Annotated in this window: 24 protein-coding genes and 1 pseudogene; 2 read left to right on the top strand and 23 right to left on the bottom strand. The window is 68.8% G+C overall.

The features are described from left to right. Positions 1–6 precede the first annotated feature (6 nt). The 18 genes and pseudogenes from WC493_RS05175 to WC493_RS05090 form a co-directional block, all read right to left on the bottom strand. Positions 7–747: an energy-coupling factor ABC transporter ATP-binding protein gene (locus tag WC493_RS05175; RefSeq protein ID WP_373063218.1), complete on the bottom strand. Its 741-nt coding sequence runs from the start codon at positions 745–747 to the stop codon at positions 7–9. Further along, positions 744–1,502, bottom strand: coding sequence for a cobalt ECF transporter T component CbiQ (gene cbiQ / locus WC493_RS05170; protein ID WP_373063216.1), 759 nt, complete (start codon positions 1,500–1,502; stop codon positions 744–746). Before cbiQ ends, WC493_RS05175 begins: the two co-directional genes overlap by 4 nt. Then, positions 1,495–2,055 carry a carboxypeptidase-like regulatory domain-containing protein gene (locus tag WC493_RS05165; protein ID WP_373063214.1) on the bottom strand — a complete coding sequence of 187 codons (561 nt, stop codon included), beginning with the start codon at positions 2,053–2,055 and terminating at the stop codon, positions 1,495–1,497. The genes cbiQ and WC493_RS05165 overlap by 8 nt, the downstream gene beginning before the upstream one ends. After that, positions 2,052–2,663, bottom strand: coding sequence for a cobalt transporter CbiM (gene cbiM / locus WC493_RS05160; protein ID WP_373063212.1), 612 nt, complete (start codon positions 2,661–2,663; stop codon positions 2,052–2,054). Before cbiM ends, WC493_RS05165 begins: the two co-directional genes overlap by 4 nt. A gap of 1 nt (position 2,664) precedes the next feature. After that, positions 2,665–3,432, bottom strand: a complete 768-nt coding sequence (locus WC493_RS05155) for a DUF4198 domain-containing protein (protein ID WP_373063210.1) — start codon at positions 3,430–3,432, stop codon at positions 2,665–2,667. 71 nt (positions 3,433–3,503) lie between these two features. Further along, positions 3,504–3,941, bottom strand: coding sequence for a VOC family protein (locus WC493_RS05150; protein WP_373063289.1), 438 nt, complete (start codon positions 3,939–3,941; stop codon positions 3,504–3,506). A gap of 73 nt (positions 3,942–4,014) precedes the next feature. Further along, positions 4,015–6,171: a catalase/peroxidase HPI gene (gene katG, locus WC493_RS05145; protein WP_373063208.1), complete on the bottom strand. Its 2,157-nt coding sequence runs from the start codon at positions 6,169–6,171 to the stop codon at positions 4,015–4,017. Between the two features lie 239 nt (positions 6,172–6,410). Beyond that, the gene (locus WC493_RS05140; protein ID WP_373063206.1) at positions 6,411–7,958 is read right to left on the bottom strand and encodes a hypothetical protein; all 1,548 of its coding nucleotides are present in this window, start codon (positions 7,956–7,958) and stop codon (positions 6,411–6,413) included. A 77-nt stretch (positions 7,959–8,035) separates the two neighbouring features. Then, a complete protein-coding gene (gene msrB, locus WC493_RS05135) occupies positions 8,036–8,458 on the bottom strand; it encodes a peptide-methionine (R)-S-oxide reductase MsrB (RefSeq protein WP_373063204.1) in 423 nt (140 codons plus the stop codon). Between the two features lie 15 nt (positions 8,459–8,473). Further along, complete coding sequence (locus WC493_RS05130; protein WP_373063287.1) at positions 8,474–9,172, bottom strand: M24 family metallopeptidase; 699 nt, start codon at positions 9,170–9,172, stop codon at positions 8,474–8,476. Positions 9,173–9,174: 2 nt separating this feature from the next. Next, positions 9,175–10,761: a 5-guanidino-2-oxopentanoate decarboxylase gene (locus WC493_RS05125; protein WP_373063202.1), complete on the bottom strand. Its 1,587-nt coding sequence runs from the start codon at positions 10,759–10,761 to the stop codon at positions 9,175–9,177. 4 nt (positions 10,762–10,765) lie between these two features. Further along, complete coding sequence (locus tag WC493_RS05120; RefSeq protein WP_373063200.1) at positions 10,766–11,563, bottom strand: carbon-nitrogen hydrolase family protein; 798 nt, start codon at positions 11,561–11,563, stop codon at positions 10,766–10,768. A gap of 2 nt (positions 11,564–11,565) precedes the next feature. Beyond that, on the bottom strand, positions 11,566–12,597 hold the full coding sequence (locus WC493_RS05115; RefSeq protein ID WP_373063198.1) for an alcohol dehydrogenase catalytic domain-containing protein: 1,032 nt from the start codon (positions 12,595–12,597) through the stop codon (positions 11,566–11,568). A 5-nt stretch (positions 12,598–12,602) separates the two neighbouring features. Beyond that, positions 12,603–13,661, bottom strand: a complete 1,059-nt coding sequence (speB, locus tag WC493_RS05110; protein WP_373063196.1) for an agmatinase — start codon at positions 13,659–13,661, stop codon at positions 12,603–12,605. Positions 13,662–13,691: 30 nt separating this feature from the next. Continuing rightward, positions 13,692–14,492 (bottom strand): ABC transporter permease, encoded by an 801-nt coding sequence (locus WC493_RS05105; RefSeq protein ID WP_373063285.1) that lies wholly within the window; start codon positions 14,490–14,492, stop codon positions 13,692–13,694. Continuing rightward, positions 14,489–15,343, bottom strand: a complete 855-nt coding sequence (locus WC493_RS05100; RefSeq protein WP_373063194.1) for an ABC transporter permease — start codon at positions 15,341–15,343, stop codon at positions 14,489–14,491. The genes WC493_RS05105 and WC493_RS05100 overlap by 4 nt, the downstream gene beginning before the upstream one ends. A gap of 97 nt (positions 15,344–15,440) precedes the next feature. Continuing rightward, positions 15,441–16,385: pseudogene (locus WC493_RS05095) on the bottom strand (ABC transporter ATP-binding protein); the annotation flags it as partial. A 116-nt stretch (positions 16,386–16,501) separates the two neighbouring features. Then, positions 16,502–17,596: an ABC transporter substrate-binding protein gene (locus WC493_RS05090; RefSeq protein ID WP_373063192.1), complete on the bottom strand. Its 1,095-nt coding sequence runs from the start codon at positions 17,594–17,596 to the stop codon at positions 16,502–16,504. Positions 17,597–17,717: 121 nt separating this feature from the next. Here WC493_RS05090 and WC493_RS05085 point away from each other — a divergent pair, with 121 nt between their 5' ends. Further along, on the top strand, positions 17,718–18,656 hold the full coding sequence (locus tag WC493_RS05085) for a LysR family transcriptional regulator (RefSeq protein ID WP_373063190.1): 939 nt from the start codon (positions 17,718–17,720) through the stop codon (positions 18,654–18,656). Beyond that, positions 18,629–19,381: a sulfite exporter TauE/SafE family protein gene (locus tag WC493_RS05080; protein ID WP_373063283.1), complete on the top strand. Its 753-nt coding sequence runs from the start codon at positions 18,629–18,631 to the stop codon at positions 19,379–19,381. Before WC493_RS05085 ends, WC493_RS05080 begins: the two co-directional genes overlap by 28 nt. Here WC493_RS05080 and WC493_RS05075 read toward each other — a convergent pair. The 5 genes from WC493_RS05075 to WC493_RS05055 all read right to left on the bottom strand — a co-directional run. Continuing rightward, positions 19,365–20,285 (bottom strand): ArgK/MeaB family GTPase, encoded by a 921-nt coding sequence (locus WC493_RS05075; RefSeq protein WP_373063188.1) that lies wholly within the window; start codon positions 20,283–20,285, stop codon positions 19,365–19,367. The two genes, WC493_RS05080 and WC493_RS05075, sit on opposite strands and share 17 nt — an antisense overlap. Continuing rightward, positions 20,282–20,893 carry a 2-hydroxychromene-2-carboxylate isomerase gene (locus WC493_RS05070; RefSeq protein ID WP_373063186.1) on the bottom strand — a complete coding sequence of 204 codons (612 nt, stop codon included), beginning with the start codon at positions 20,891–20,893 and terminating at the stop codon, positions 20,282–20,284. Before WC493_RS05070 ends, WC493_RS05075 begins: the two co-directional genes overlap by 4 nt. 244 nt (positions 20,894–21,137) lie before the next feature. Beyond that, entirely contained in the window at positions 21,138–23,798 is a 2,661-nt protein-coding gene (gene ppdK / locus WC493_RS05065) for a pyruvate, phosphate dikinase (protein WP_373063184.1), read from the bottom strand. Between the two features lie 11 nt (positions 23,799–23,809). Further along, positions 23,810–25,873 (bottom strand): glycine--tRNA ligase subunit beta, encoded by a 2,064-nt coding sequence (glyS, locus tag WC493_RS05060; protein ID WP_373063182.1) that lies wholly within the window; start codon positions 25,871–25,873, stop codon positions 23,810–23,812. Then, positions 25,873–26,360 (bottom strand): glycine--tRNA ligase subunit alpha (locus tag WC493_RS05055; RefSeq protein WP_373063180.1); only part of this gene is annotated, 488 nt, incomplete at its 5' end. The genes WC493_RS05055 and glyS, both read right to left, overlap by 1 nt.

The raw sequence follows: 26,360 nt of genomic DNA, 5'->3' as shown, positions 1-26,360 counted from the left end.
GGTTCCTCAAGCCTCGTCCCGGGGCGGCGGGTGGTGATGCTCCTGCGGCCCGGCGTGGACATGGATATGGTCGTGGGTGTGGCGGTGGTGATGGAAGAAGCCTTCCTGCAACTTACCGCCCTCCAGCACCAGGGCCCTGGTCGCCAGGCGCTGCAAAAAGCCCCGGTCGTGGGAGACCACGATCATCGCCGTCGGCAGGCCGGCCAGGACCTCGAGCAGGCGGGTATAATGGGCATCGTCCAACGCATTGGTCGGCTCGTCCAGCAGCAACACCTCGGGTTCCATGGCGAGCACGGCGGCGAGCGTCACCATGCGCTTCTCGCCGCCCGACAGGCGGTGGGTGACCCGCTCCGCCAGGTGGCCGAGCTTCAGGCGGGCGAGCACGGCGCGGGCCGCCTCGGCCGCCGCCTGCTCGCCGAACCCGAGGTTGAGCGGGCCGAAGGCGACGTCGTCGATCACGGTCGGGCAGAACAGCTGGTCGTCCGGGTCCTGGAACAGATAGCCGGCCTTGGCGCGCACGGCGTGGAAATCCTTCTCCTGCCGGCGCGCTGCACCGAAGGCGGTGACGGTGCCCGAATCCGGCTTTTCGAGGCCGATCAGGGTGCGCATCAGCGTGGTCTTGCCGGCGCCGTTGGCCCCGGCCAGGGCGATCCGCTCGCCCGCCTTCAAGGAGAGCGAGACGCCGTCCAGCACGCGGCGCCCGCCGCGGGTGACGGTGACGTCGGCAAGGGCCAGGAGCTCGGTCACGGCAGTCGGTCCAGCAGCAGGAGGGCGCCGAGGGGCAGGGCCAGGGCAAGGGCGAAGGCGCCGTCGCCCCGGTGGGCGGCATGGATGCCGATCGCCGGCAGGCGGCCGGAGAAGCCGCGGCAGCGCATCGCCTCCTCGACCCGCTCGGCCCGTTCGAGCGAGCGCACCAGCATCATGCCGGCCAGATTGCCGAAGCTCCGCCAGGTGTGGCGGTTGGAACGGGCGGTGAAGGCGCGCGCCCGCATCGCCTCGCGCAGGCGTTTCATCTCCTCCCGGAAGATCGCGACATAGCGGGTGGCGAAGAGGAAGAGCTGGACGAGGCGGAGCGGCACGCCCAGCGCCCGCAGCGCATGGCCGAGGCGGACCGGCTCCAGCGTACCGAGCAGGGCGGCGACCGCCAGCATGGCGGCATTGACCTTGAGCGCGATCAGCAGGGCCCGGTCCAACCCCTCGGCACTGGCGGCGAGCGGACCCAGTTCGAACAGCGCCCGCCCCGGCATGGTGAAGGGCAGCATGATCAGGAGCAGGGCCATGAAGCCCTCGACATGCAGCAAACGGTGGCGCAGCGCGCCGAACGGCAGCCGTGCCACGACGGCGAGCAGGACGCAGAGGGCCAGCGCGCCCGCCGCTCCGGCCAAGCCGTGCAGCGCGATCACTGCGGCCAGGATCGCCAGCGTAGCGAGCAGGCGCGTGCGCGGGTCGAGCCGGCCGATCGCGCCGGTCTCGGTCAGGGCGGCGGCCGCGACGTCAGCCATCGCGCGACTTCCGCCGTGCCGCGGCCCAGAGGCCGATGCCGGCGAGGCCGACGATCATGCCGATGCCGCCCATTACGTCGTTGAAACGAATGCGACCCTCGGCCTCCGCATAGGCTTCCAGGAGCGGGCGGATCTGGCGCTCGACCGCCTTGTCGACCGCGCGCTCGATCGCCGCCGTGTCGGCCGGGGCGGCCGGCGCCGGGGTCGGAGCGCTGGCAGGGGCCGGCGCCGCGACGCCGCCCAGGCGATCGGCACCGATGGTGGCTTCGGCCATGTGGCCGTCGCGGGCATCGACGGTCAGGCGGTAGTCGTCGGGCTTGGGCGGGGTCCAGGCGAAGCCGCCCTGGGCGTCGGTCGCGGTGCGGAAGATTTCCTGCCCGGCGGCGTCATGCACGATCAGCTCGGCACCTTCCGGCCGACCGCCGCCGATGAAGAAGGCGTAACCGGTGATGGCGCCCTCCTCCACCGTGGCGAAGAGTTTCAGGCGATGGGCCGCGGCCGGTGCCGTGAAGGCGAGCAGGCAGGCGAACGCCAGCAGCAGGCGGGCGATCATGGCGCCACCCCCGCCAGGGCATCCGGCTTCACCCGCTTCAGGAAGGAAACGGCGAAACCGGTGATCAGCGCTTCGCCCGCCATCAGGGGCAGATAGGTGACCAGCAGGATGCGCGCCGACGGCACATAGTCGGACGACGACAGGGCCAGGGCGAGTGCGACCAGGAGGCCGGTCCCCGCCACAGAAAGGGCGGCGCAGATGCCGGCCAGCAGTCCGGCCCGCCCGGCCTCCGCCCGCAGCACGGCGGGGGCGAAGAGGGCGCCGAAGAGGATCCCCGGCAAGGCGATGTTCGCCGTATTGACGCCGAGGGTGGTGAGCCCGCCGAAGCCGAACAGCACCGCCTGAAGGAGGAGGCCGACCAGCACGGCGGGCGCCGCCAGGCGGCCGATCATCAGCCCCATGAGGCCGGAGAGCAGCAGATGCACGCTGGACGGCCCGACCGGCACCGCGACCAGGGAGGTCACGAAGAAGGCGGCCGAGAGGATCGCTGCCCGCGGGATCGTGCGTTCGTCCAGCCGGCGGAGCGAGACGGCGACCAGCCCGCCCGCGACGACGAAGCCACCGGCCAGCACGGGCACGGAGAGCACGCCGTCCGGGATATGCGCCATGTTACTTGGTCCCCATGTCGGTCGCCTTCACCCAGATCAGGCCGCCGGTCTCGACCGGTACGTCCTTGCCGTCGGGCGCCTTCATCGGCGCGTCGCCTTCCAGCAGGGCAGCGAAACCCCACCAGCCGGCGCGCGGCATGGCATAGGCGAAGGTGCCGCTGGCATCGGCCTTGATCACCTGGGTGATGAAGGCTTCGTTGGGCGGCGTCACCGAACCGTCGTTCACCCATTCGACCTCGATCTCGGCGAAGGGCACGGGCTTGCCGTCCTTCAGCACGATCCCGCGGAACAGGTTGCCGGTCCAGAGCCCGGTCGGCCGGGTCAGGGCCTGGATCTCGACCGGCAGGCCGGCCAGCGCGTCCCAGCCCTCGCCCGAGGCATAGGAGTCGGCCACCACCTTGGCGTAATGGACGATATATTTGCCTTCCGCCGGCTCCCAATAGGGCTTCGGCTCGACGAAGAAGACGGCGGCGCCGGGCTCCCTCAGTTCGGCCGTGGCGGTCCAGGCCGATTTGCCGTCGATTGGGTGTTCGGCCAGGCTCGGCGCGAGGTCGACGGTCTTGCCGCCGTAGACCATGCCGAGGCGGGCCGGCCGCGCCATCTCCATGGTCGGGCCGCGGTCCATCGGATGGGTGAAGGAGAGGGAGAGCGTCACCTTGCCGCCCTCGGGCAGCACGTCGGCGTCAGGCAGGATTTCCTGGAAATGGGCCAGCGCCGGGCCGCTCACACCGGCGGCCAGGGCGAGGCCCAGACATATCCTGCGCAGCATCCGTCATCCCTCCCTCGTGCGGTCTGGTATGACGATTGCACAGAAAGATCATACTGGCAAGGCGCCCCGTTTCACCAGACGCCGGTATTGGGCATGGAGGTCCAGGGCTCGGCCGGGGCGAGGGCGGCGCCCTTCTGCAGAAGCTCGACCGAGATCAGATCGGGCGAGCGGACGAAGGCCATGCGGCCGTCGCGCGGCGGGCGGTTGATGGTGATGCCGGCGGCGGCCAGCCTGGCGCAGGTCGCATAGATGTCGTCGACCTCGAAGGCGAGATGGCCGAAGTTACGCGCGGTGCCGTAATCTTCCGGATCCCAATTGTAGGTCAGCTCGACCAGGGGCGAGGTTTCGCTGCCGTCCTTGATGTCGGCCGGCGCGCCCAGGAAGACCAGGGTGAAGCGGCCGGCCGGAACGTCGACCCGGCGCACTTCCTTGAGCCCCAGATGGGTGCAGAAGAAGGTGAGGGCGGCGTCGAGATCGCGCACGCGGATCATGGAATGGAGGAAATGCATCGCCGGAATCCTGGCCCTGAACAGAGTCGCGGGGGCCATGATGGCCCCCGCGATTTTGCCGCGCAAGCCGCGATCAGGCGAGATCGAAACGGTCGGCGTTCATCACCTTGGTCCAGGCGGCGACGAAATCGGTGACGAATTTCCCCGCATTGTCGTCCTGGGCATAGACCTCGGCGTAGGCGCGCAGGATCGAGTTCGAACCGAACACGAGGTCGACGCGGCTCGCCGTATATTTGACCTGACCGCTCTTCCGTTCGCGGATCTCGTAGATCCCCTTGCCGGCCGGCTTCCAGGTGTAGGCCATGTCGGTCAGGGTGGCGAAGAAATCCGGGCTCAACACGCCGACCCGCTCGGTGAAGACGCCCTGCGCATTGCCGCCGTGATTGGCGCCGAGCACGCGGAGCCCGCCCACCAGCACGGTCATCTCCGGCGCGGTCAGGCCCATGAGCTGGGCCCGGTCGAGCAGCAGTTCCTCGGCCGCCACCGCATAGTCCTTCTTCAGCCAGTTGCGGAAACCGTCGTGGATCGGCTCCAGCACCGCGAAGGAGTCGCCGTCGGTCGCTTCCGGGCCGGCGTCGCCCCGGCCGGGGGCGAAGGGCACGGCGATGTCGAAGCCGGCCGCCGCGGCCGCCTGCTCGATACCGAGATTGCCGGCCAGCACGATGACGTCGGCCAGGCTGGCCCCCGCCGCGGCCGCGATCGGCGCCAGCACGGCCAGCACCTTGGCCAGGCGCGTCGGCTCGTTGCCTTCCCAGTCCTTCTGCGGGGCCAGGCGGATGCGGGCGCCATTGGCGCCGCCCCGCTTGTCGGAGCCGCGGAAGGTCCTTGCACTGTCCCAGGCGGTCGCCACCATCTCGGCGATGGAAAGACCGCTCGCCGCGATCTCGGCCTTCACCGCGGCGACGTCATAGGCGGCGCTGCCGGCCGGCACCGGGTCTTGCCAGATCAGGTCTTCGGCCGGCACGTCCGGGCCGATGTAACGCGCCTTCGGCCCCATGTCGCGGTGGGTCAGCTTGAACCAGGCGCGGGCGAAGACGTCCGAGAAATAGGCCGGATCCTGGCGGAAACGTTCGGAAATCGCGCGGTAGGCCGGGTCCTTGATCATGGCCATGTCGGCATCGGTCATGATCGGGTTGTGGCGGACGGCGGGGTCTTCCGCGTCCTGCGGCTTGTCCGCTTCGGCGATGGCGACCGGCTCCCATTGCCAGGCGCCAGCCGGGCTCTTGGTCAGTTCCCACTCGTGGCCGAACAGCATCTCGAAATAGCCGTTGTCCCAGCGCGTCGGATGGGTGGTCCAGGCACCTTCGAGGCCGCTGGTCACGGCGTCATGGCCGACGCCCCGCTTGGTCTTGTTCAGCCAGCCGAGGCCCTGGTCCTCGACCTCGCCGCCTTCCGGCGCCGGGCCCAGCAGGGCGGCGCTGCCGTTGCCATGGGCCTTGCCGACGGTATGGCCGCCGGCGGTCAGGGCCACCGTCTCCTCGTCGTCCATGGCCATGCGGGCGAAGGTCTCGCGCACCTGGGCCGCCGTCTTCAGCGGATCGGGCTTGCCGTTCACCCCTTCCGGGTTCACGTAGATCAGGCCCATCTGCACCGCGGCCAGCGGGTTTTCCATGGTCGCGGGATTTTCCAGGCTCTCGTAGCGGCCGTCGCTGGGCGCCAGCCATTCCTTCTCCGAGCCCCAATAGACGTCTTCCTCGGGGTGCCAGATGTCTTCGCGCCCGAAGCCGAAGCCGAAGGTCTTCAGGCCCATCGACTCATAAGCAATGGTGCCGGCCAGCGCGATCAGGTCGGCCCAGGAGAGCTTGTTGCCGTATTTCTTCTTGATCGGCCAGAGCAGGCGCCGGGCCTTGTCCAGATTGCCGTTGTCGGGCCAGGAATTGAGCGGCGCGAAGCGCTGGTTGCCGGTGCCGGCACCGCCCCGGCCGTCGGCCGTGCGATAGGTCCCGGCGGCGTGCCAGCTCATGCGGATCATCAAGCCGCCGTAATGGCCCCAATCGGCCGGCCACCAGTCCTGGCTGTCGGTCAGCAGGGCCTTCAGGTCGCGCTTCACGCCTTCGAAATCGAGCGTCTTCACGGCTTCGCGGTAATCGAAGCCGGGGCTCATCGGGTTCGTCTTGGTATCGTGCTGGTGCAGGATGTCCAGCTTCAGGGTCTTCGGCCACCAGTCGGTCACCGACTGGGCCACGGCGGTATTGGCGCCGTGCATGACCGGGCATTTGGCTTCACTCATCGCTGCTGCTCCCTCGGGAATGGGGTTGTGGGAGAACGCCCGCGCCCGCAGGACGTCCTTCGGTGGTTGGGGTAAGCGATCGGTTACGGCCGGCGGCGAGCGACCGGCGCAATAAATTTGAACTAGTCTAATGTGTGACGGAAGCCGCTATCAGGCAACGTGATTTCTGTCAGCATGATCCAGTTTCTGCGGATCGGTGATCGGAAATGGCGATCGCTCCCGCCGTCTGACGGCTCTGTTCAGGGGCCAGCCGCGGGGCTGTCGACAGCGAGATCGATGCCGAACTCCTGGTCGAGCCACTGACGTTCGGCTTCGTCCGCCACGCGGTCGATCAGGACCCGGCAGCGGTTCTGGTGGGCGTGGGCGATCAGCTTGCGCAGGCGGTCGCCGTCGCGTTGCATCTGGGCCGAGAGATCGGCCGACCAGGGGATCATCAGCCCGGTCGGGTGGACTTCCTCATAGGCGACGAAACTGTCGTCGAGGTCGGCGATGCCGAGGCCGACGCGCCGGCAGAAGGGGGCCAGACGCTGGGCCACCTCGGCCTGGCGCTGGCGCACCAGGTCGCGCGGCAACTCGGTCAGCACGAAGATCATCTGTTGGCGGAGCGCCGGCGGCAGCGGGCGGGCCAGGGCCAGGAACTGCTCCATGCCGGCGCGGTCGTTCAGGGTGGCGAAGGGCAGGGGCACCAGATAGACCGGCGGCACCTGGTCGAGAGAGCCGAGGGTGCGATAGAGAAGCTCGATCACACGCGTCAGCACCAGGAGGCCGACCGCCGGCGTCTGGGCGCCGGCCCGCTGCAGCCAGGCGATCCGGTTCAGGCTGGCGTTGTCGAGGGCGCCCAGCATCAGGCCCGAGGGTTGGCCGCCCTGGCGCCGCACTTGGCGGGGCTCGAGCCGGGCATCGCGCAGGACATCGGCCGCGACCGCTTGCACCTTGCTGTCGAAATCGCGCCGGCTCGCCTCCAGGCGGGGGTCGAGCGGCGCAGCCGGGGCCTGCACCGGCGCCAGCTCGGCCGTTTCCGGGACCGGCTCGGCCGAGCCCCGCACGACGAAGCCCTCGGCGGCCTCGGCATCGCCCAGGAGCTGCTGGGTGATGTCGTTGGCGATGGCGCGGGCGCGGCTCGCCGCCTCGTCCCGCGTAGCGCCCAGGAAGGAGACGACGAAGCTCGAATCGGCGATGCGGGCGAAAGTCTCGCCCGAACCCAGGCGCTGGTTGATCATGGTGGTGGCCAGGGTCATCACCCGTTCCGAGATGATGCGCCAGCGCGGTCCCAGGCGCTGCTTCACGGCGTCGAGCATGATCACCTCGACCTGGCCCGAAGCGCCCGGCGGCGGGCCACCGTCGGCATGGGTACGCAGGGCGGCGACCACCCGGCGTTCGAATTCGTTGAGGATCGGCACGGCCCGCTGTTCGGATGGCCGCTGGAGGACGACGAGGCGCCAGAAACGGCCGGACTCGCGTTCGACCGGCAGGATCACTGCCTTCAGGACTTGGCGGCCGGCGGCGGTATGCAGGGTCAGGTCGCAGTCGAGCGCCGTCCGGGTCTCGGCCTGTTCGCCGTTCCAGCCGATCAGGCTGGAGGCGGGATGGCCGACGGCGGCGGCTTCGTCGATACCCGCCATGCGCGCCAGGGCACCGTTCAGCGAGGCGATGCGGCCGCCCTCCTCGACGATCAGGATGCCGTCCTGGACGTTGCGGACGATGGCGGCGACCAGGGCGGCCAGGGCCTCGCGCCGCCGTTCCGACTGGGCGAGCGTGGGCGGTGTCGAACGCGTGGGATCGAACATCGGGCCGCCTCCTCCGGGCATTCTTTTGCCCATGGTCGGCCCGAATTGGTTAACGCCGGCTTAGCGCCGGTGCGCGCTCACGTCTCGTCCTTCTCCGGCGCGAAGCCGAGCGAGGCCGAATTGATGCAGAAGCGAAGCCCGGTCGGCTGCGGCCCGTCCTCGAAGACATGGCCGAGGTGGGAATCGCAGCGCGAACACAGGATCTCGACCCGCTCCATGCCATGGCTGCGATCCACGGTTGCCGCCACCGCTTCGCGCGAGGTGGGCGCATAGAAGCTGGGCCAGCCGCAGCCGGCGTCGAACTTGGTGTCGGATTCGAAAAGCGGCTGGCCGCAGGCGACGCAGGTATAGGTGCCCTTGTCCCACTTCTGCTCGAATTCGCCGGTGAAGGGCCGTTCGGTCGCCTTCTGCCGGGTCACGGCATATTGCAGGGGGGTGAGCTGTTCCCGCCATTCGGCCTCGGTCTTCTTCACTTTGTCGTGCGTGACGGGGTCGCTCATGACGGGTCCTTTCGCTCAATCCAGGGTGATGGCGGACTCCATGAAGCCGCCGAAGCCCCGGCGCCGGTCGACGAAATGGATCTCCAGGATCCAATGCTGCCGCTGGCCGAGGGCATCGGGCGTGTCGAGGGGCGCCGCGTTCTCGGGCGAGATATAGAAACTCGCCCGCTCGCCCGGTAGATGCTTGTGCGGAAATTCACCGACGACATGGCCGCCGATCACGCCGCCATAGGTCCAGCCCCGCCGTTCCGCCAGGCCCTGGATATAGCGGAAGAACTCCCGCCCGCTGATCGAGGGGTTTTCCGCCAGGTGGCGCTTGCCCTCGGCGAAGGCGTCTTCCATGTCGGCGAGAAGGCGGCGCTTGTCGGCATCGCCGCCCAGCACGATGGTGCGGCCGATGTCGGCCTCGAAACCGTCGAAGACCGGGCCGATGTCGATGAAGCCGATGTCGTCCGCCCCGATCACCCGGTCCGGAGGGTTCTCGTCGTAGATGCAGAGCGTGTTGGGCCCGCTCCGCACGATCCTCTTGTGCCAATGGGCGGTGGCGCCGAAGCGATCCGCCGCCAGGGCGCGGATCTCGTCCTCGAGCTGCTTCTCGCTCTTGCCGGGGACCAGAAGTTCGGCCTCGATCGCGTCGAGCAGGGCGAAGCCCTTGGCCTCGGCCGCGCGCAGCGCCGCGACGCGCTCCGCCTCGGGCCGGGCCTGGAATGCCATCTTCACGGCGTGGGCCTCAGTTCGATCAGGGTCGGTACCTTGCGCGCCGCCGCTTGCGCCAGGGCGGCGTCCAGGCCCTCGGTGCCGTCGAGGCGAAGCCCGTGGCAGCCGAAACCCTCCGCCAGGGCGACCAGGTCGGGCACCTTGAGGTCGACGGCGATCGGCTCGATGCCGCGGCCCTTCATGTAGCTGCGGATCTCGCCGTAACCGCCATTGTTCCAGACGATCAGGATCACCGGCACTTCCGCCTCGACCGCGGCGGCGAGCTCCGCCACGGTGAACAACAGGCCGCCGTCGCCCGCCAGCACCACCACGGGCGTCTCGCCGACGCCGAGCTTGGCGCCGATCCCGGCCGGCAGGCCGTAGCCGAGCGTGCCGTAGCCGGTCGAGGCATTGAAGAAGCGCCGGACCCCGCGCGGGTGGAAGAACTGGTTGGCGCCGTAAACCGTCTCGGCCGAATCGCCGACCACGACGGCGTCGGGCAGCACCCGGTCGATCGCCGCCATCAGGTCGCGGTGGCGAAGCGCATAGTCCGGCAGTTGCGCCGCCATCGCCTTGCGCAGCTTGGCCGCCCGCGCGGTGCCGCCCAGCTTGGCCGGGCTGTGCTCGATCGCGGTGGTGAGGGCGGTGAGCGCCAGGGCGGCATCGGCGACGATCGGCAGCTCGGCCCTGGGGCCGCGCATCAATTGCTCGGGGTCGAGGTCGATCCGGATCAGCCGGCCACCCAGGGCGAGGTCGACGGGGGCCGGATACATTTCCGTCTCGCCGAATTCGGTGCCGATGGCGAGCACGACATCGGCGGCGGCCAGTTCGGCGCGCAGAGGCTCGGCCGCCAGGTTCTCGCCCGCCAGCAGGTCGTGGTCGGGCGGCAGCACGCCCTTGCCGTTGATCGAGGTGATCACCGGGATCGACAAATGCTCGGCGATCCAGCGCAGCCTGTCCGCCGCGCCGACCGCGCCGCCGCCCGCGACGATCAGCGGCCGTGCCGCATTGGCCAGGAGATAGCCCGCCTCGGCGATCGCCTGGGGCGCCGGGGCCGGGCGCGCGGGCAGGGGACGCGGGCGAAGGTCGACGGCGGCGCCGTCCATGGCGATGACGTCGACCGGGATTTCGAGATAGACCGGCCGCGGCCGTCCGCTGGCGAAGAGCGCCATGGCCCGGGCCACGGCCTCGGCCAGTTGGCCCGGGTGCAGGATGGTCTGCGCGAAGGCCGAGACGCCGGCCGCCAGGCCGCGCTGCGAGGGCAGTTCGTGCAACCCGCCGCGTCCAGCACCCAGCCCTGACGTGGGCGTGACGCTGGCGATCACCAGCATGGGCACGGAGTCGGCATAGGCCTGGCCCATGGCGGTCAGGACGTTGGTCAGGCCGGGGCCTGTAATGGTGAAGCAGACGCCGGGCTTGCCGGTCGCGCGGGCATAGCCGTCGGCCATGAAGCCGGCGCCCTGCTCGTGCCGCGGGGTGACGTGGCGGATCGCAGAGCCGGTCAGACCGCGGTAGAGTTCGACATTGTGCACGCCCGGAATGCCGAAGATCACTTCGGTGCCATAGGCTTCGAGCAGGCGGATCAGGTGCTCGCCGACGCTTGGCATGATCTCAACGGTCCAGGTGACGATAGAGTTCCGGCCGCCGGTCGGCCAGATAGGGATTGGCCTGGCGGGCCGCTTCGGCCGCCTCGAGGTCGAGATCGGCGACCAGCAGTTTCTCGCCCCGCCCGGCGCGGGCGAGGTCCTTGCCGTCCGGCCCGACGATGCAGGAGAGGCCGGCGTAGTCGAGGCTGCCCTCGGTGCCGCAGCGGTTGGCATAGGCGACGAAGAGCTGGTTCTCGAAGGCGCGGGCCGGCACGACGACCCGGGGGATCGCCTCGAAGGGCATCATCAGGGCGGTCGGCACGATCACCAGCGCCGCCCCCTCGATCGCCAGGTGGCGCACCGATTCCGGGAATTCGACGTCGTAGCAGATCAGGATGCCGATCTTGACGCCGTCGATCGTGAAGAGCGGGGCCAGCGCCTCGCCCGGCACGAAGGCGCCGCGGTCGAGGTCGCCGAACAGATGGCACTTGCGGTAGTTGACGAGCGTCCGGCCGTCGCGGTCGATCACCTGGGCCGCGTTGTAGACGCCGCCTTCCGGCCGCGCCTCGGGATAGCCATAGGCGATGGCGATGCGGCAGGTCGCGGCGATTTCCGCGACACGCTTGGCCGCGGGGCCGTCTGCCGGCTCGGCCGCGGCGGCGACCGCTTCGGCACCGATGTCGTAACCGCTGAGGAACATTTCGGAGGCGACCAGCAGGCGCGCCCCCTGGTCGGCCGCGCGCGCCGCGGCGCGGGCCAGGCGGCGCAGGGCGGCCGCCTTGTCGAGGCCGGGCCGGGGGCCCTGAAAGACGGCGATACGCATCGTCATTCCTCCATGGTCAGGACGAGACGGCCGGTGACGGTGCCTTGGCGCAGACGCTCCAGGGCTTCGTTGGCGGCCGAAAAGGGCATGGTTTCGGTCGTGCAATGGACGAGGCCGCGGAGCGCGAAGCCCATGGCTTCGGCCAGATCGGCCCGGGTGCCGACGTTGGAGCCGCGGATCGAGCGCTCCCAATTGGCGAGCGAGGCGATGGAGACGCCGATCCGGTCGCCCGCGCCGCCGGGCAGGCCGACGAAGACGGTGGTACCGCCGGGCCTGGTCATATCAAGCGCCTGTTCGAAGGCGGCCGGTGCCGTGGCGGTGACCAGGGCCGCGTGCAGCCCGCCGCCGGTCTCGTCCATCACACGGGCGACCGCATCGGGCCCGGCGTGGACCGCCGCCTCTGCCCCCAGGCGGAGTGCGAGCTCGAGTTTCTCGGGCGCCAGGTCGACGGCGACGGCGCGGTAGCCCATCGCCTTGGCATATTGGATGGCGACATGGCCGAGCCCACCGACGCCGATCACGCCGACGAAATCGCCCGCCTTGGCCCCCGCCCGCTTCAACGCGCGATAGGTGGTGACCCCGGCGCACAGAATGGGCGCCAACGCGACCAGGTCGGCCCCCTTGGGCAGGGGCAGGACGAAATCGGCCCGAGCCACCAGATGGGTGGCATAGCCGCCGTCGCGGGTATAGCCGGTCGCCTCGCCCGAGGGGCAGATCGTCTCCATCCCGGACAGGCAGGCGGCGCAACGACCGCAGGCCCCGCCCATCCAGGCGACGCCGACCGGATCGCCGACCGAAAGGTGGTTCACGCCGGTCCCGAGGCGCAGCACATGGCCGGTCACCTCGTGGCCCGGCACGATCGGCACGTTCGGCGGCGGATCCCAGTCGCCGTCGGCGGCATGGAGGTCGGAATGGCAGACCCCGCAGGCGGCGACGCGGATCAGCACCTCGCCCGGGCCGGGCTCGGGGATCTCGCGGCACTCGAAGGCCAGGGGTTGCTTCAGGGCCTTGATCACCGCCGCCGTGCTGGGCATTCGCGCTATTCCTTCCGGCGCGCCTTGCAGGCCGCCACTTCGAGGCACAGGATCTCGAACAGCATCTGGGCGCCGAGCTGGGCCGTGTTGGTGGTGGCATCATATTGCGGCGCCACTTCGACGACATCCCCGCCGACGACATCGGTGCCGACGATGCCGCGCATGATGGCCAGCACTTCCCGGCTGGTCATGCCGCCCACTTCGGGCGTGCCGGTGCCGGGGGCGAAGACCGGATCGAGGCAATCGACGTCGAGCGAGACATAGGTCTTCCCGGCGCCCACCACCCGCTTCACGGTCTCGACGATGCGGTCGGTGCCCAGGGCGGTCACCTCCTCGGCATGGATCACGGTCATGCCGCTGTCGTAGGAGAATTCCCAGAGATATTCGGCCGGGCCGCGGATGCCGATCTGCACCGTGCGTTCGGGGTCCAGGTGGCCGGCCAGCACCGCCTCGCGGAAGGGGCCGCCGTGCTGGAACTTGCTGCCCTCGTAGGGACCCGAGGTGTCGCAATGGGCGTCGAAATGGACCATGCCGACCGGCCCGTGCTCGGCAGCGACGCCGGCCAGGATCGACTGGCTGATCGAATGATCGCCGCCGACCGAGAGCGGCACGATGCCGGCGGCGCAGAGCCTGGTATAGAAGGCTTCGATGTCCTGGTGGCAGCTCTCCAGGCTGAAGCGGCTGCGGAAGGGCACGTCGCCGATATCGGCGACCTTGGCTTCGGCCAGCGGCACCATCTTCAGGAAATGCTCGTAAGGGCCGATCCGCTCGATCGTGCGCACCGCCCGGGGCCCGAAGCGGGCACCCGAGCGATTGGTCACGCCGAGGTCCATGGGAACGCCGACCATGGCGATTTCGAGCCCGCCGAAATCGGCCAGGTCCTGCGCCTCGGGCCGATAGGCGGCGCCGAGGAAGGTCGGGATGCCGGAGAAGGGCTTGCTGCGCTTGCCGTCGGACGAGAATTGCAGGTCGGCGACGCGCTGCGCCTCCTCGCTGAACATCACGGAACCGTCGGCGTTGCCATATTTGGCGCGCAGGGCGGCGAGCTTGTCGGCAGTGAACATACGCAGTCTCCCAACTAATCGTCTCTCCTGTCACTCGTCTCGGTGGGACCAGGCGCCGAGCAGGCGCGGCAGGTCGCCGAAACGGGCGATCAGGCCGAACACCAGGGCGGCCACCGCGACGAAGAGCACGGTGACGGCCGCCATGGTGGGCGTGTAGCCGTAACGAAGGGCGTTGAAGATCTTGATCGGCAGGGTCTCGAGCGTGAAGCCGACGACCATATAGGCGACGATATATTCGTTCAGCGACAGCACGAAGGCGAAGGCGAGGCCGGAGACGATATAGGGCCGGATCAGCGGGAAGACGATGGTGCGCAGCACCGCGCGGTCGTCCGCGCCCATCGTCGTCGCCGCCTCGACCAGGGTCGGGTCGATCGCGTCGAAGCCCAGCGTCAGCGTGACCAGGGGCAATGTAACGAAAAAGATCCCGTGGCTCACCACCACGGTCCAGGGCTGGCCGTAGAGCCCGAGCTCGGACCAGAAAGCGAGGAAGCCGAGCGCAGTGATCACCGGCGGCAGGATGAAGGGCGCGAGGCCGAGGACCTGCACGATCCGCGCGAAGGGCGCATGCCAGCGCCACAGGAACCAAGCGATCGGCAGGGCGATCAGCACCGCCAGGATCGACGACAGGGCGGCGACGCCGAGGCTGGCCAGCAGGGCGTGGAACCATTCGCCGTCGGTGAAGATCTGCCCGAACCAGCCGAGCGAGAAACCCTCCGGCGGGAAGGTCAGCGACTTCTTCTCGTTGACCGAAACGCCGGCCACGACGGCGAGCGGCGCCGCCAGCACGAGGCCGAAGAGCGCGAAGACGAGGCGTGTCGGCCAGGCACTCATTGCGCGTGCTCCCGCCGGCCGAGGACGAGGGAGAGGCCGACCAGCCCCAGGCTGACCAGCACCAGGAACACGGCCATGGCGGCGGCGAAGGGCATGTTGGACTGATAGATCGCCTGGTCGGTGATCAGGACCGAGAGCGTCCATTGCTGCGGCCGGCCGAGCAACTGGGGCAGCAGATAGGAGCCGAGCGCGAAGACGAAGACCATGATCAGGGTCGAGACGATGGTATTGCGCAGCCCCGGCACGATCACGGTGAAGAAGGCGCGGAAGGGCGAAGCACCCAAGGTCCGCGCCGCCTCCACCAATGTCGGATCCAGGCGCGAGAGGGCGGGATAGAGCACCAGCACCGTATAGGGAAAGGCCTGGTAGACCATGCCGGTCAAGACCGCCTCGAAGGAGGGGGAGAGCGCGACCGCCTGGTCCATCACACCGATCGCGACCAGCAGGTTGGTGATGCCGGCGGTGCGCGAGAACAGCGTCGACCAGGCAAATCCGATGATCACTTCGGAGAGCGAGAGGACCGAGAGCAGGAAAACGAGCCAGATCACCTGCACCCGTCGCGGCCGACGCACCAGGAGATAGGTGAAGGGAAAGGCCAGCACCACGGCGACCGCGGCGACCAGGGCCGAAAGGCCGAGGGAAAAGCCCAGCACGCCGCCGAAGAAGGCGGTCAGGAAGCGTTCGTAATTGGCGAATTCGAAGGCCGGCTCGTAGAAGCCGCCGGGCACCCGGTGGAAGAAGGAGACCGCCACCATGATGCCGAAGGGCACCACGAAGAAGGCGCCCAGCATGGCGGCCGGAAAGGCGATCGGCCCGTAATCGGCCAGCGTGCGGGGCCGCGGCTTGCTCATTTGGGCAGGACCACGCAGGCGGCGGCGGGGAAGGGGCGGCCACCCTGTCGCCGGCCGCGACCTCCGGCCGGTCCTGGGGCGCCGTTACCGCGATCACTTCCTGGCCGGCGACTTCGAGCCGGATCTCGACCGAGGCGCCGAGATCGCGGAGGAAGGTCACCGTGCCGGGCAGGGCGTTCAACCCTTCGGTGCCGGCGGGACGGACCGCGACATCTTCCGGCCGGATGGAGATCACCACCGGGGTGCCGGCGGCGGGCGCCTCCTGGACGGCGAGCGCGCCGCCCGCGACCTCGATCCGCCCCGGGCCGGCGGCGGTGCCGGGCAGGAGATTGGTCATGCCGATGAAATCGGCGACGAAGGCATCGGCCGGCCGGCGGTAGACCTCGACCGGCGGGGCGGCCTGGAGAATGCGCCCTTCCGACATGACCACGACCAGATCGGCCATGGTCATGGCTTCGCGCTGGTCGTGGGTGACCACGATGGTGGTGATGCCGAGCTTCTGCTGGAGCTGTTTCAGCTCGATCTGCATCGCCTCGCGGAGCTTGGCGTCGAGCGCGGAGAGCGGCTCGTCGAGCAGGAACAGCCGGGGCGAGAGGGCGAGCGCGCGGGCGATGGCGATCCGCTGGCGCTGCCCGCCCGAGAGTTTGGAGACCGGCCGGTCGGCCGTGCCGGGCAGGCGCACGAGGCCGAGCAGGCGCTCGACCGCGTCCCGCTGTTCCGCCTTGGACTTGCCCCGGATGCGCAGCGGATAGGCGATGTTCTCGCCCACGGTCAGATGGGGAAACAGGGCGAGCGACTGGAACACCATGCCGAAGTCGCGCTTATGCGCCGGCTGGTCGGTGAAATCCGTGCCGTCGATCAGCAGGCGGCCCTCGCTCGGCGCGTCCAGTCCGGCGATCATGCGGAGCAGCGTGGTCTTGCCGCAGCCCGACGGGCCGAGCAGGCAGACGAATTTCCCATGCGGGATGGTCAGTGCGGCGTCATGCACGGCGGTGAAGCCGCCATAACGCTTGACCAGATGATCGAGAACCAGACCCGACATGGCGCCCCGCTGGGGATGAAAGTCTTTATCACTGTGTCATGGCCGGGCGCAGTCCCGGCCATCCACGCGTGGATGCCCGGCACGAGGCCGGGCATGACGGCATCGACGACTGAGCGTCAGCCGGCGATCAGCTCGGTCCACTTCTGGCTGAGCCAGTCGGCCTTGGTCTGATAGAGGTCGTAACGCGGCACGATCGGCGCGATCTCCGACGAGACGGCGGCGAATTCGGCATCGGTCAGGTCGGTCAGCTTGCGGTCGATCGTCGGGGAGGTGCCGACCTTGCGCGACAGCAGGGCCTGGACCGAGGGCTGGCACATGTATTCGATGAAGACTTCGGCCAGGTCCTTCACCTTGGACGCCTTGGACACCGCCCAGGAGCCGGAATCATTGATGCCGCCTTCCTTCGGGAAGGTCGAACGCACCGGATAGCCGTCGGCGATCGCGAGGCCGGTGACGTCGTGATAATACTGGCCCATCGGGATCTCGCCCGACTTCAGCGCCTGCTCGAACTGCGCCTCGTCGCGGTACCAGAGCTTCACGTTGGGCTTCAGCTCGGCCACCTTGGCCATGACCTTGAGGATGCCTTCCTCGCTATCCAGGATCTTGGTGCCGCCGAAGAAAGTGGTCGCCGTCACTTCGAGCAGGAAGGAATTGGAGACCAGCGCCAGGAGGCCGAGCTGGTCCTTGTGCTTGGCATCCCAGAGTTCGGCCCAGCTCGTCGGCGCCTCGGGGAACACCTTGGTGTTGGAAACCAGCGTGATGTACCACGACACCGCGCCGACGCCCATCAGCCGGCCGTCGGGATAACGGTTCTGCAGGTGGCTCTTCACGTTCTTGGCGCCGGGGATCTTGCTCTCGTCCAAGGGCGCCCAGAGTTCGACCGAAGCACCCTTCAGCATCGAGGTCTGCGAGATCATCGAAACATCGGCCGGGGCCTGGCCCGCGCGGGCCGATTGTTCGAGCTGGACGAGCCAGGCTTCACCGGTCGGCTCGGCCACGGAATCGATCGCGATGCCGCTCGCCTTGGTGAATTCCGTGAAGATGTGCTTGTCGAAGGATTCCTTGAAGTAGCCGCCGTAGACGCCGACCTTCAGCGACTTGTCGGCGGCCCGGACGATCGACGGGAAGCCCAGGCTGGCGGCGGCCAGACCGGCGGCGCCGCCGGCCAGCACGGCACGGCGGCTGGGCTTCAGGATGGTGGATTTCGACATGTTGGCACTCCCCGGATTGGTGCGTGGGACCTAGAACAACAGCGACACCCTTGTGAAAAAATGACGAAGCGTCGAAACTCACTTCGACAGCGACCGAAGTATCCCCCCGAAGTACACCTCGATGAACCTGGACACCGCCGACCTCCGATTGTTGCGCGTCTTCGTGACGATCGTCGAGTCGGGCGGTTTCGCCGCCGCGCAATCGAAGCTCAACCTCTCGCTCTCGACGATCTCGACCCATGTCTCGGGGCTGGAGACGCGGCTCGGCGTCACGCTGTGCCGGCGCGGGCGGGGCGGTTTTTCCCTGACCACCGAGGGCCAGGCGGTCTATGCCGAGGCGATGCGCCTGCTCGGCTCGCTGGGCCAGTTCGACGCCCGCATGCGCTCGCTCCGCGACAAGTTGCACGGCACGCTGGCGATCGGCCTCGTGGACAATACGATCACCGACGAGAACGCGCCCTTCGAGCGGGTCTTCGCCCGTTTCGTGGCGGCGGCGCCGGAAGTCCGCCTCGACATCGCGACCAAGGCGCCGGACGAACTGCTGCGGGACGTCGTCACCGGCACCATGCAGGTCGCGGTGGCGAGCTTTCCGCGCATCGTCCTCGGTCTCGCCTATGACGATCTCTACAACGAGCTGCAGTGCTTCTATTGCGGCAAGGACCACCCGCTCTTCGCCGTGCCGGACGAGCAGATCGATTTCGACGAGGTGCGCCGCCACCGCATCGTCGGGCGCGACTATTGGGGCGGGCGCGACCTCAAGATCTTCGCCATCTCGGGCGCCCATGCCGTCGTCTCCGACATGGAGGCGGAGGCGCGGCTGATCCTTTCCGGTGCCTTCCTCGGCTATCTGCCGGAACATTTCGCCCGGCCTTTCGTGGCCGACGGGCGGATCCGCCCGCTGCGCCCCGATCTCTTCGCGCGGGAGCCGCTGTTCCAGCTCGCCTACGACCCCAACCGGGCGGAAAACCCCGCCCTCGCGTTGTTCCGCCGGATCGTCATCGACGAGCTGGCCAATCATAAAAAGGTGCCCAAATCGACCTTGCAAGCCTTGCCGGCCTGAGTCCCGCCGGCCTTCTGCTGTTCTGTGCAACGGTCGTCGGGGCGGCGGTGCTGCGCGCCTTTTCCGGCTTCGGCTTCGCCCTCGCCGCCATGCCGCTCCTCGTTCTGGTGATCGATCCGGCGCGGGCGGTGGTGCTCTGCGCCCTGCTCTCGGTCACGGCCGGGCTCCGCTCGTTCCGCCAGGCTTGGCGGGCGGCGGATCGGGTCCTGATGAAACCCCTGGTGCTCGGCAGCCTGATCGGCACGCCGATCGGCGTCGTCGCCCTCGATCATCTGCCGGCGGAGACGATGAAACTCCTGGTGGGGCTCGGTGTGCTCGGCTCGGCCCTGCTGCTCTGGCGGACCGGGGTGATGGCGGGGGCGGGAAGGCGCTTCGCCCTTCCCGTGGGCTTCTCGGCCGGGCTGATGGGCGGGGCCTTGGCGATTCCGGGGCCGCCCATCGTGGTCTTCCTGCTCGGCACGGAACCCGATCCGATGCGCGCCCGCGGCACGTTGATGGCCTTCTTCAATGCAACGTCCCTGATTTCGATCGTCGGCTATATGGCGACCGGCATCATCGACGAGGTCTCGCCGGTGCAATTCGCCCTGGCGCTGCCCTCGCTGCTGCTCGGCGACTGGCTGGGCTTCAAGCTGTTCGAGCGTTTCGGCAACGATCACTTCCGCAACATCGCCCTCGTGGTGCTGGCGGTGATCGGCGCCAGCGCCACGCTCAAGGCGCTGTACTGAGCTCGGCCAGGATGCCGGCGGCGCGGCCGAAGGGCGAGGCGCCGTGGGCGAGGCGAAGCCCGTGCCCGGCGCGGGCGAGGCCGCGGCGGCCGAATTCCTCGCGCACCGCCTCGGTCAGCCATTTGCTGCCCTGTTCGGCGCGCTGCGCCTTGCCGGCGCCTTCGGAAAGATGGGCGTGGTGGCCGTCGAGGGCTTCCATCAGCTTGTCCATGCCGTCGCCCAGGGTCGAGGAGACCAGGACGACCGGCACTTTCCAGCCGGTGACGTCTTCGGCGAGCGAGAGCGCGCCGACGAGATCGGCCCGGGCGCGGATCGCGGGCACGCCCAGGTCCGCCTTGGTCACCACTGCGACATGGGGGATCTCGACGATGCCGGCCTTCATGAATTGCAGCGAATCGCCCGAGGCGGGCTGGACGCAGAACACCACCGTATCGGCGACCTGGGTCACGTCCGTTTCCGACTGGCCGACGCCGACCGTCTCGATCAGCACCCGGTCGTAGACCGCGCGCATCAGCACCATCGCCGGGAAGGTGAGGGCGGCGAGCCCGCCCAGGCGGTCGCGCGCCGCCATGGAGCGGACGAAGATGCCCTGGTCCTCGGGATCGAGGATGAGACGGGTGCGGTCGCCCAGCAGGGCGCCGCCGGTCCGCTGCGACGAGGGATCGACGGCGATCACGCCGACCGTGAGCCCGGCCGCGCGCCAACGCGCGATCAGGGCGGAGGTCAGGGTCGACTTGCCGACCCCGGGCGGCCCGGTCAGGCCGATGACATGGCCGAGCGGATTGTCCCAGGCGGCATCGAGGAGGGCGATCGTCTCCGCACCATGGGGATCGCGCTCGATCCGGGCCAGCGCCCTCGCCATCGCGGGTTTGCCGCCGGAACGAAGCTCGGCCAGCAGGCTCACCGGCGGGTCTCCAGCAGGTGGCGCAGCAGGGGAATGCGGTCGTTGCCCCAGATCACCCGCGCGCCGACGACGAAGCTGGGCACGCCGAAGACACCCTTGGAAACCGCCTCGTCCTGGATCGCCTGGGCCGCCGCCTTGGTCTCGGGCGCGTCCAGCAGGGCCGTGAAACGTGCCGCGTCCAGGCCGATGCCGGCGGCGATGCCGGGCAGGTCCTCGCGGCCGAGGGTCTTGCGGTGGGTGACGAAGACTTCGGCGGCGAGCGCCCGGGCGAAGGCTTCCGTGGCCCCCATGAGATCGGCGGCGACGCAAGCGAGGTTCAGCTCGGCCGCGTCGTATTTCAGGCGGCCGTGGGGCTCGTTGAAGGGAATGCCATAGAGATCGGCCCAGGCTTCGGCGTCCTGGCGGCGCCACTTGAAGTCATACTGCATGGCCGGCGGCGCCCCGTCGAAGGGCGAGGTGCCGCCGCGCGCCTGGCGGATCAGGGCGATCGTGGTGACCGGGCGCCAGCGGAAGGCGACGCCGTAATCGGCCGCGAGCTTCGGCAATTGACTGGCCGCCAGATAGGAGTAACGGCTGGAGACACCGAAGACGAAATCGATCGTGGTCATGGCCTCTCCCCGATGTCGCGTTTGTCCGCCGCGCCCGCGCCCGTCCTTCGGGTGGCTTTCCTTTCGCCGCCGTCCAAATGCGTCATGACCGGGCTTGTCCCGGTCATCCACGTCGGGACGTGCCACTGCCGTCGACGCAGGAAGCGGTTCGCCGACGTGGATGGCCGGGACTTCGCCCGGCCATGACGATCAAGAGTGATGCGCGTGTGCCGTGGGGCAAGCCCGGCCATGACGACCTGCCGCGTTACTTCCGAAGTGCCGCCTGGGCCGCGGCCAGGCGGGCGATCGGCACGCGGTAGGGCGAGCAGGAGACATAGTCGAGCCCGACCTTTTCGCAGAAGGCGATGGAGGCGGGATCGCCGCCGTGCTCGCCGCAGATGCCGAGCTTCAGGGCGGGCCGCGTCTTCCGCCCGCGTTCGGCGGCGATCTTCACCAGTTCGCCCACGCCGTCCTCGTCGATCGAGACGAAGGGGTCCTTGTGGAAGATGCCGGCGCGCAGATAGTCGTCCAGGAAATGGGCGGCGTCGTCGCGCGAGATGCCGAAGGTGGTCTGGGTCAGGTCGTTGGTGCCGAAGGAGAAGAATTCGGCCGCCTCGGCGATCTCGCCGGCACGGAGCGCCGCGCGCGGCAGCTCGATCATGGTGCCGACCAGATAGGGCAGTTCCTTGCCGGTCTCCTTGGCGACGGCTTCGGCGACATGGGCGACCTTGCCCTTCAGGATGTCCAGCTCGGCCTTGGTGGCGACGAGGGGGATCATGATCTCCGGCACCACGGTCGAGCCCGCCTTGGCGCCGACCTCGATCGCCGCCTCGAAGATGGCGCGGGCCTGCATCTCGTAGATCTCGGGATAGGTGATGCCGAGCCGGCAGCCGCGGTGGCCCAGCATCGGGTTCGCCTCGGCCAGTTCGTTGGCCCGGCTCTTGATCATCGAGACCGGCACGCCCGCGGCGGCGGCCACTTCGGCCAGCTCGTCCTCGGTATGGGGCAGGAACTCGTGGAGCGGCGGGTCGAGCAGGCGGATGGTGACGGGCAGCCCGGCCATGATCTCGAACAGCTTGACGAAATCGCCCCGCTGCACCGGCAGCAGCTTGGCCAGCGCCGCCTCGCGGCCCTTCTTGTCGGCGGCCAGGATCATCTCGCGCACGGCCAGGATGCGGTCGGCGTCGAAGAACATATGCTCGGTCCGGCACAGGCCGATGCCCTCGGCGCCGAAGCGGCGCGCCGTCTCGGCATCCAGCGGGGTTTCGGCGTTGGCGCGCACCTTGAGGCGGCGCACGCCGTCGGCCCAGCCCATCAGGGTCGAGAAATCGCCGGAGAGTTCGGGCTGCACGGTCGGCACTTCGCCCAGCATCACTTCGCCGGTGGCGCCGTCGATCGTAATGACGTCGCCCCGCTTCAGCACCTTGCCGGCGACCGAGAGGGTGAGCGCCTGGGCATCGATCTTCAAGGCGCCGGCGCCGGAGACGCAGGGCCGGCCCATGCCGCGGGCGACCACCGCCGCGTGGCTGGTCATGCCGCCGCGGGAGGTCAGGATCCCCTGGGCGGCGTGCATGCCGTGGATGTCCTCAGGGCTCGTTTCGGCGCGGACCAGGATCACCTTGCGGCCTTCCTTGGCCAGTTTCTCGGCATCGTCGGCCGTGAAGCTGATGATGCCGGAAGCGGCGCCGGGCGAGGCGGGCAGGCCCCGGGTCAGCACGTCGCGCGCCGCCTTGGGATCGAGCGTCGGGTGCAGGAGCTGGTCCAGCATCTGGGGATCGACGCGGGTGATCGCGGTCTCGCGGTCGATCAGGCCCTCGTTCGCCAGTTCGACGGCGATCTTCAGCGCGGCCTTGGCCGTCCGCTTGCCCGAACGGGTCTGCAGCATCCACAGCTTGCCGCGCTGGACCGTGAATTCGATGTCCTGCATATCGCGGTAGTGGCGTTCCAGGCGGTGGAACACGTCGACGAGCTGGGCATAGACCTCCGGCAGGCTCTCTTCCATCGAGGGCTTGCTGTCGCCGGCCGTGACGCGCGCGACCTTGGAGAGATATTGCGGCGTGCGGATGCCGGCGACCACGTCCTCGCCCTGGGCGTTGATCAGATATTCGCCGTAGATCTCGGCCGTCCCGGTCGAGGGATTGCGGGTGAAGGCGACGCCGGTGGCCGAGGTCTCGCCCATGTTGCCGAACACCATGGCCTGGACGTTGACGGCGGTGCCCCAGCTTTCGGGAATGTCGTTGAGGCGGCGGTAGGTCTCGGCGCGCGCGTTGCGCCAGGAACCGAAGACGGCGCCGATGGCGCCCCAGAGCTGCTCGTTCACGTCGGTCGGGAAGGGCTTGCCCAGCTTGGCCGCGACCTTCTTCTTGTATTCGCCGATCAGCGCCTTCAGGTCGTCCGGGGTCAGCTCGGTGTCGAGCGTGTAACCCCTCTCTTCCTTGTGGATCTCGAGGATTTCCTCGAAATGGTGATGGCCGACGCCGAGCACGACGTCTGAATACATCTGGATGAAGCGGCGGTAGCTGTCATAGGCGAAGCGTTCGTCGCCCGCCTGCTTGGCGAGGCCGAGCACGGTCTGGTCGTTGAGGCCGAGGTTCAGCACCGTGTCCATCATGCCGGGCATGGAGGCGCGGGCGCCGGAGCGGACCGAGACCAGCAGGGGATTGTCGGCATCGCCGAACAGGGCGCCCACCTTGGCGCCGACATCGGCGACGGCGGCGCGCACGTCGCCGGTCAGCGTGTCGGGATAGGTCCGGCCGTGGTCGTAGAAATAGGTGCAGACCTCGGTCGTGATGGTGAAGCCCGGGGGCACGGGCAGCCCCAGGTGGCTCATCTCGGCGAGATTGGCCCCCTTGCCGCCCAGGAGGTTCTTCATCTCGGCCCGGCCGTCGGCCTTGCCGTCACCGAAGGTGTAGACCCATTTGGTCATGACGCCAGTTCCTATCCCTCGATACGCGAGAAGTCCGCGATCTCGTTCAGTGCCCCGCGGATTTCCGCCAGAAGCTTCAGGCGATTGGCGCGCAGCGCCGCATCGTCCGCATTCACCGTCACCTTGTCGAAGAAGGCGTCGACCGGCTTGCGCAGCCGCGCCAGCGCCAACATGCATTCGGCAAAGCCTTCCTGCCGCAACGCCGCACGGGCGAGGGGCATCACCTCATCAAGCCGCTGGGCCAGATTCCGTTCCTCGTCGGCGGCGAAAAGCGTGCGGTCGGCCGGGCCTTCATAGGCCTTGCCGTCCTTCTTTTCCTCGATCCTGAGGATATTGGAGGCGCGGCGATAGGCGGCCAGGACATTGGCGCCGTCCTCGGTCTCGAGGAAGGTCTTCAGCGCCCGCACCTTGGCGACGAGACGGGTCAGGTCGTCTTCCGCCCCCGTGCCCAGCACCGCATTGATCAGGTCGTGGGCGATGCCCTCTTCCTTCAGCGAGACCTTGAGCCGGTCGTGGAAGAAGGCGAGGAGGTCGTCCGCCACCGCGCCGAACAGCGGGCGGAGCGGCAGGCGCAGCCCGTTTTCCAGGACCAGGCGGATGACGCCCAGCGCCGCCCGGCGAAGGGCGAAGGGGTCCTTGGAACCCGTCGGCTTCTCGTCGATGGCAAAGAAGCCGGTCAGCGTATCGATCTTGTCGGCCAGAGCGACCGCGACCGAGACCGGCTCGGCCGGGCAGAGGTCGGAGGGGCCCTGGGGCTTCCAATGGTCGGCGATGGCGTCCGCCACATCCGGCGTTTCGCCGTCGGCTTGCGCGTAGTAACGGCCCATGATGCCCTGGACCTCGGGGAATTCGCCGACCACGCCGGAGACGAGATCCGCCTTGGCGAGCAGGGCGGCGCGGTCGGTCGCCACCGGATCGGCCCCGGTCGCATCCGCGATCTTGGCGGCCAGCGCCCGGACACGCGCGACCTTCTGGCCGACAGTGCCGAGCTTGGCGTGGAACACGATGCTGTCCAGCGCCGGCAGCCGGTCAGCCAGTTTCACCTTGAGGTCCTGGTCCCAGAAGAATTTGGCGTCCGAGAGCCGGGCGCGCAGCACGCGCTCGTTGCCCGCCGTGATGGCAACACCGCCGTCCTTGGCCAGGAGATTGGCGACGGTCAGGAAGCGCGCCGCCATCTTGCCCGTCTGGGGATCGCGGAGCGCGAAATACTTCTGGTTCGCCCGCATGGTGGAGGTCAGCACCTCCGCCGGGACTGCCATGAAGGCGTCGTCGATCCTGCCCATCAGGGGCACCGGCCATTCGACGAGGCCGGCGACCTCGTCCAGGAGGTCCGGGTCGGGCGCCACGTCGAGCCCGGCCTGTTCGGCCAGGATCGCCGAATCCTTGGCGATGATCGCTTTGCGTTCCTCGGCGTCGAGCACGACGTAATGCTCGCGGAGCTTTTCCTTGTAATCGGCGAAGTCCGCCACCTCGAAGGTGCCTTTGCCCATGAAGCGATGGCCCGCGGTGCTGCGGCCGGCGGTGATATCGTGGCCCGTGTCGTCGTTCCGGGCGATCTGGAAGGGCACCACCTGGCCGCCGAACAGGGCGATCACCGAATGGATCGGCCGGACCCAGTTCATCTTTGAGGAAAAGCCGCTCGGTTCCGCCCCCCAGCGCATCGACTTGGGCCAGGGGAAGTTCCACAGCACGTCGGCCAGGATCTCGGCCACCACTTCGGTCGTGGGCCGGCCCTTCCGCTCGATCGTGGCGATATAGAAGGCACCCTTGGGCGTCTCCTGCACGCTCAGCGCCTCGCGGGTGACGCCGGCAGAGGTGCAGAAGCCGGCGATCGCGGCATCGGGCGCCCCGACGCGGGGGCCGCGGCGTTCTTCCTTCAGGTCGGCCTGGGCGGCGTCCAGCCCGTCGATCACCAGGGCCAGGCGGCGCGGCGTGGCGAAGGCGCGGGCGGCCTGGTACTTCAGGCCGACCGCCTTCAGGCCGGTCTCGAACAGGCGCTTCAGGTCGTCGGCCGCGCGCGGCTGCATGCGGGCCGGGATTTCTTCCGAGCGGATTTCGATCAGCAGTTCGGGCATCACTTGCTCTCCTGCGAGGCGACCCAGGCTTCGCAGCAGCCCTTGGCCAGGGCCCGCACGCGGCCGATATAGGCGGCGCGCTCGGTCACCGAGATGACGCCCCGGGCATCGAGCAGGTTGAACAGATGGCTCGCCTTCATGCACTGGTCATAGGCGGGCAGGGCCAGCTTCTGGTCCAGGAGTGCCGCGCATTCGGCTTCCGCGTCCTTGAAGTGCTGGAACAGGCGGTCGGTATTGGCGTGCTCGAAATTGAAGGCGGAGAATTCCTTCTCGGCCTGGAGATAGACGTCGCCATAGGTGACGCCCTTGCCGTTCCAGTCGAGATCGTAGACCCGTTCGACACCCTGGACATACATCGCCAGGCGCTCCAGGCCATAGGTGATTTCGGCCGCCACCGGGTCGACGTCGAGGCCGCCGACCTGCTGGAAATAGGTGAACTGGGTCACCTCCATGCCGTCGCACCAGACTTCCCAGCCGAGGCCCCAGG

The sequence above is a fragment of the Zavarzinia sp. genome (genome assembly GCF_041650655.1).
In the GTDB taxonomy this organism is placed as follows: Bacteria; Pseudomonadota; Alphaproteobacteria; order Zavarziniales; family Zavarziniaceae; genus Zavarzinia.
The sequence above is the reverse complement of the archived record's forward strand: the minus strand, read 5'-3'. Positions and strand labels throughout refer to the sequence as shown.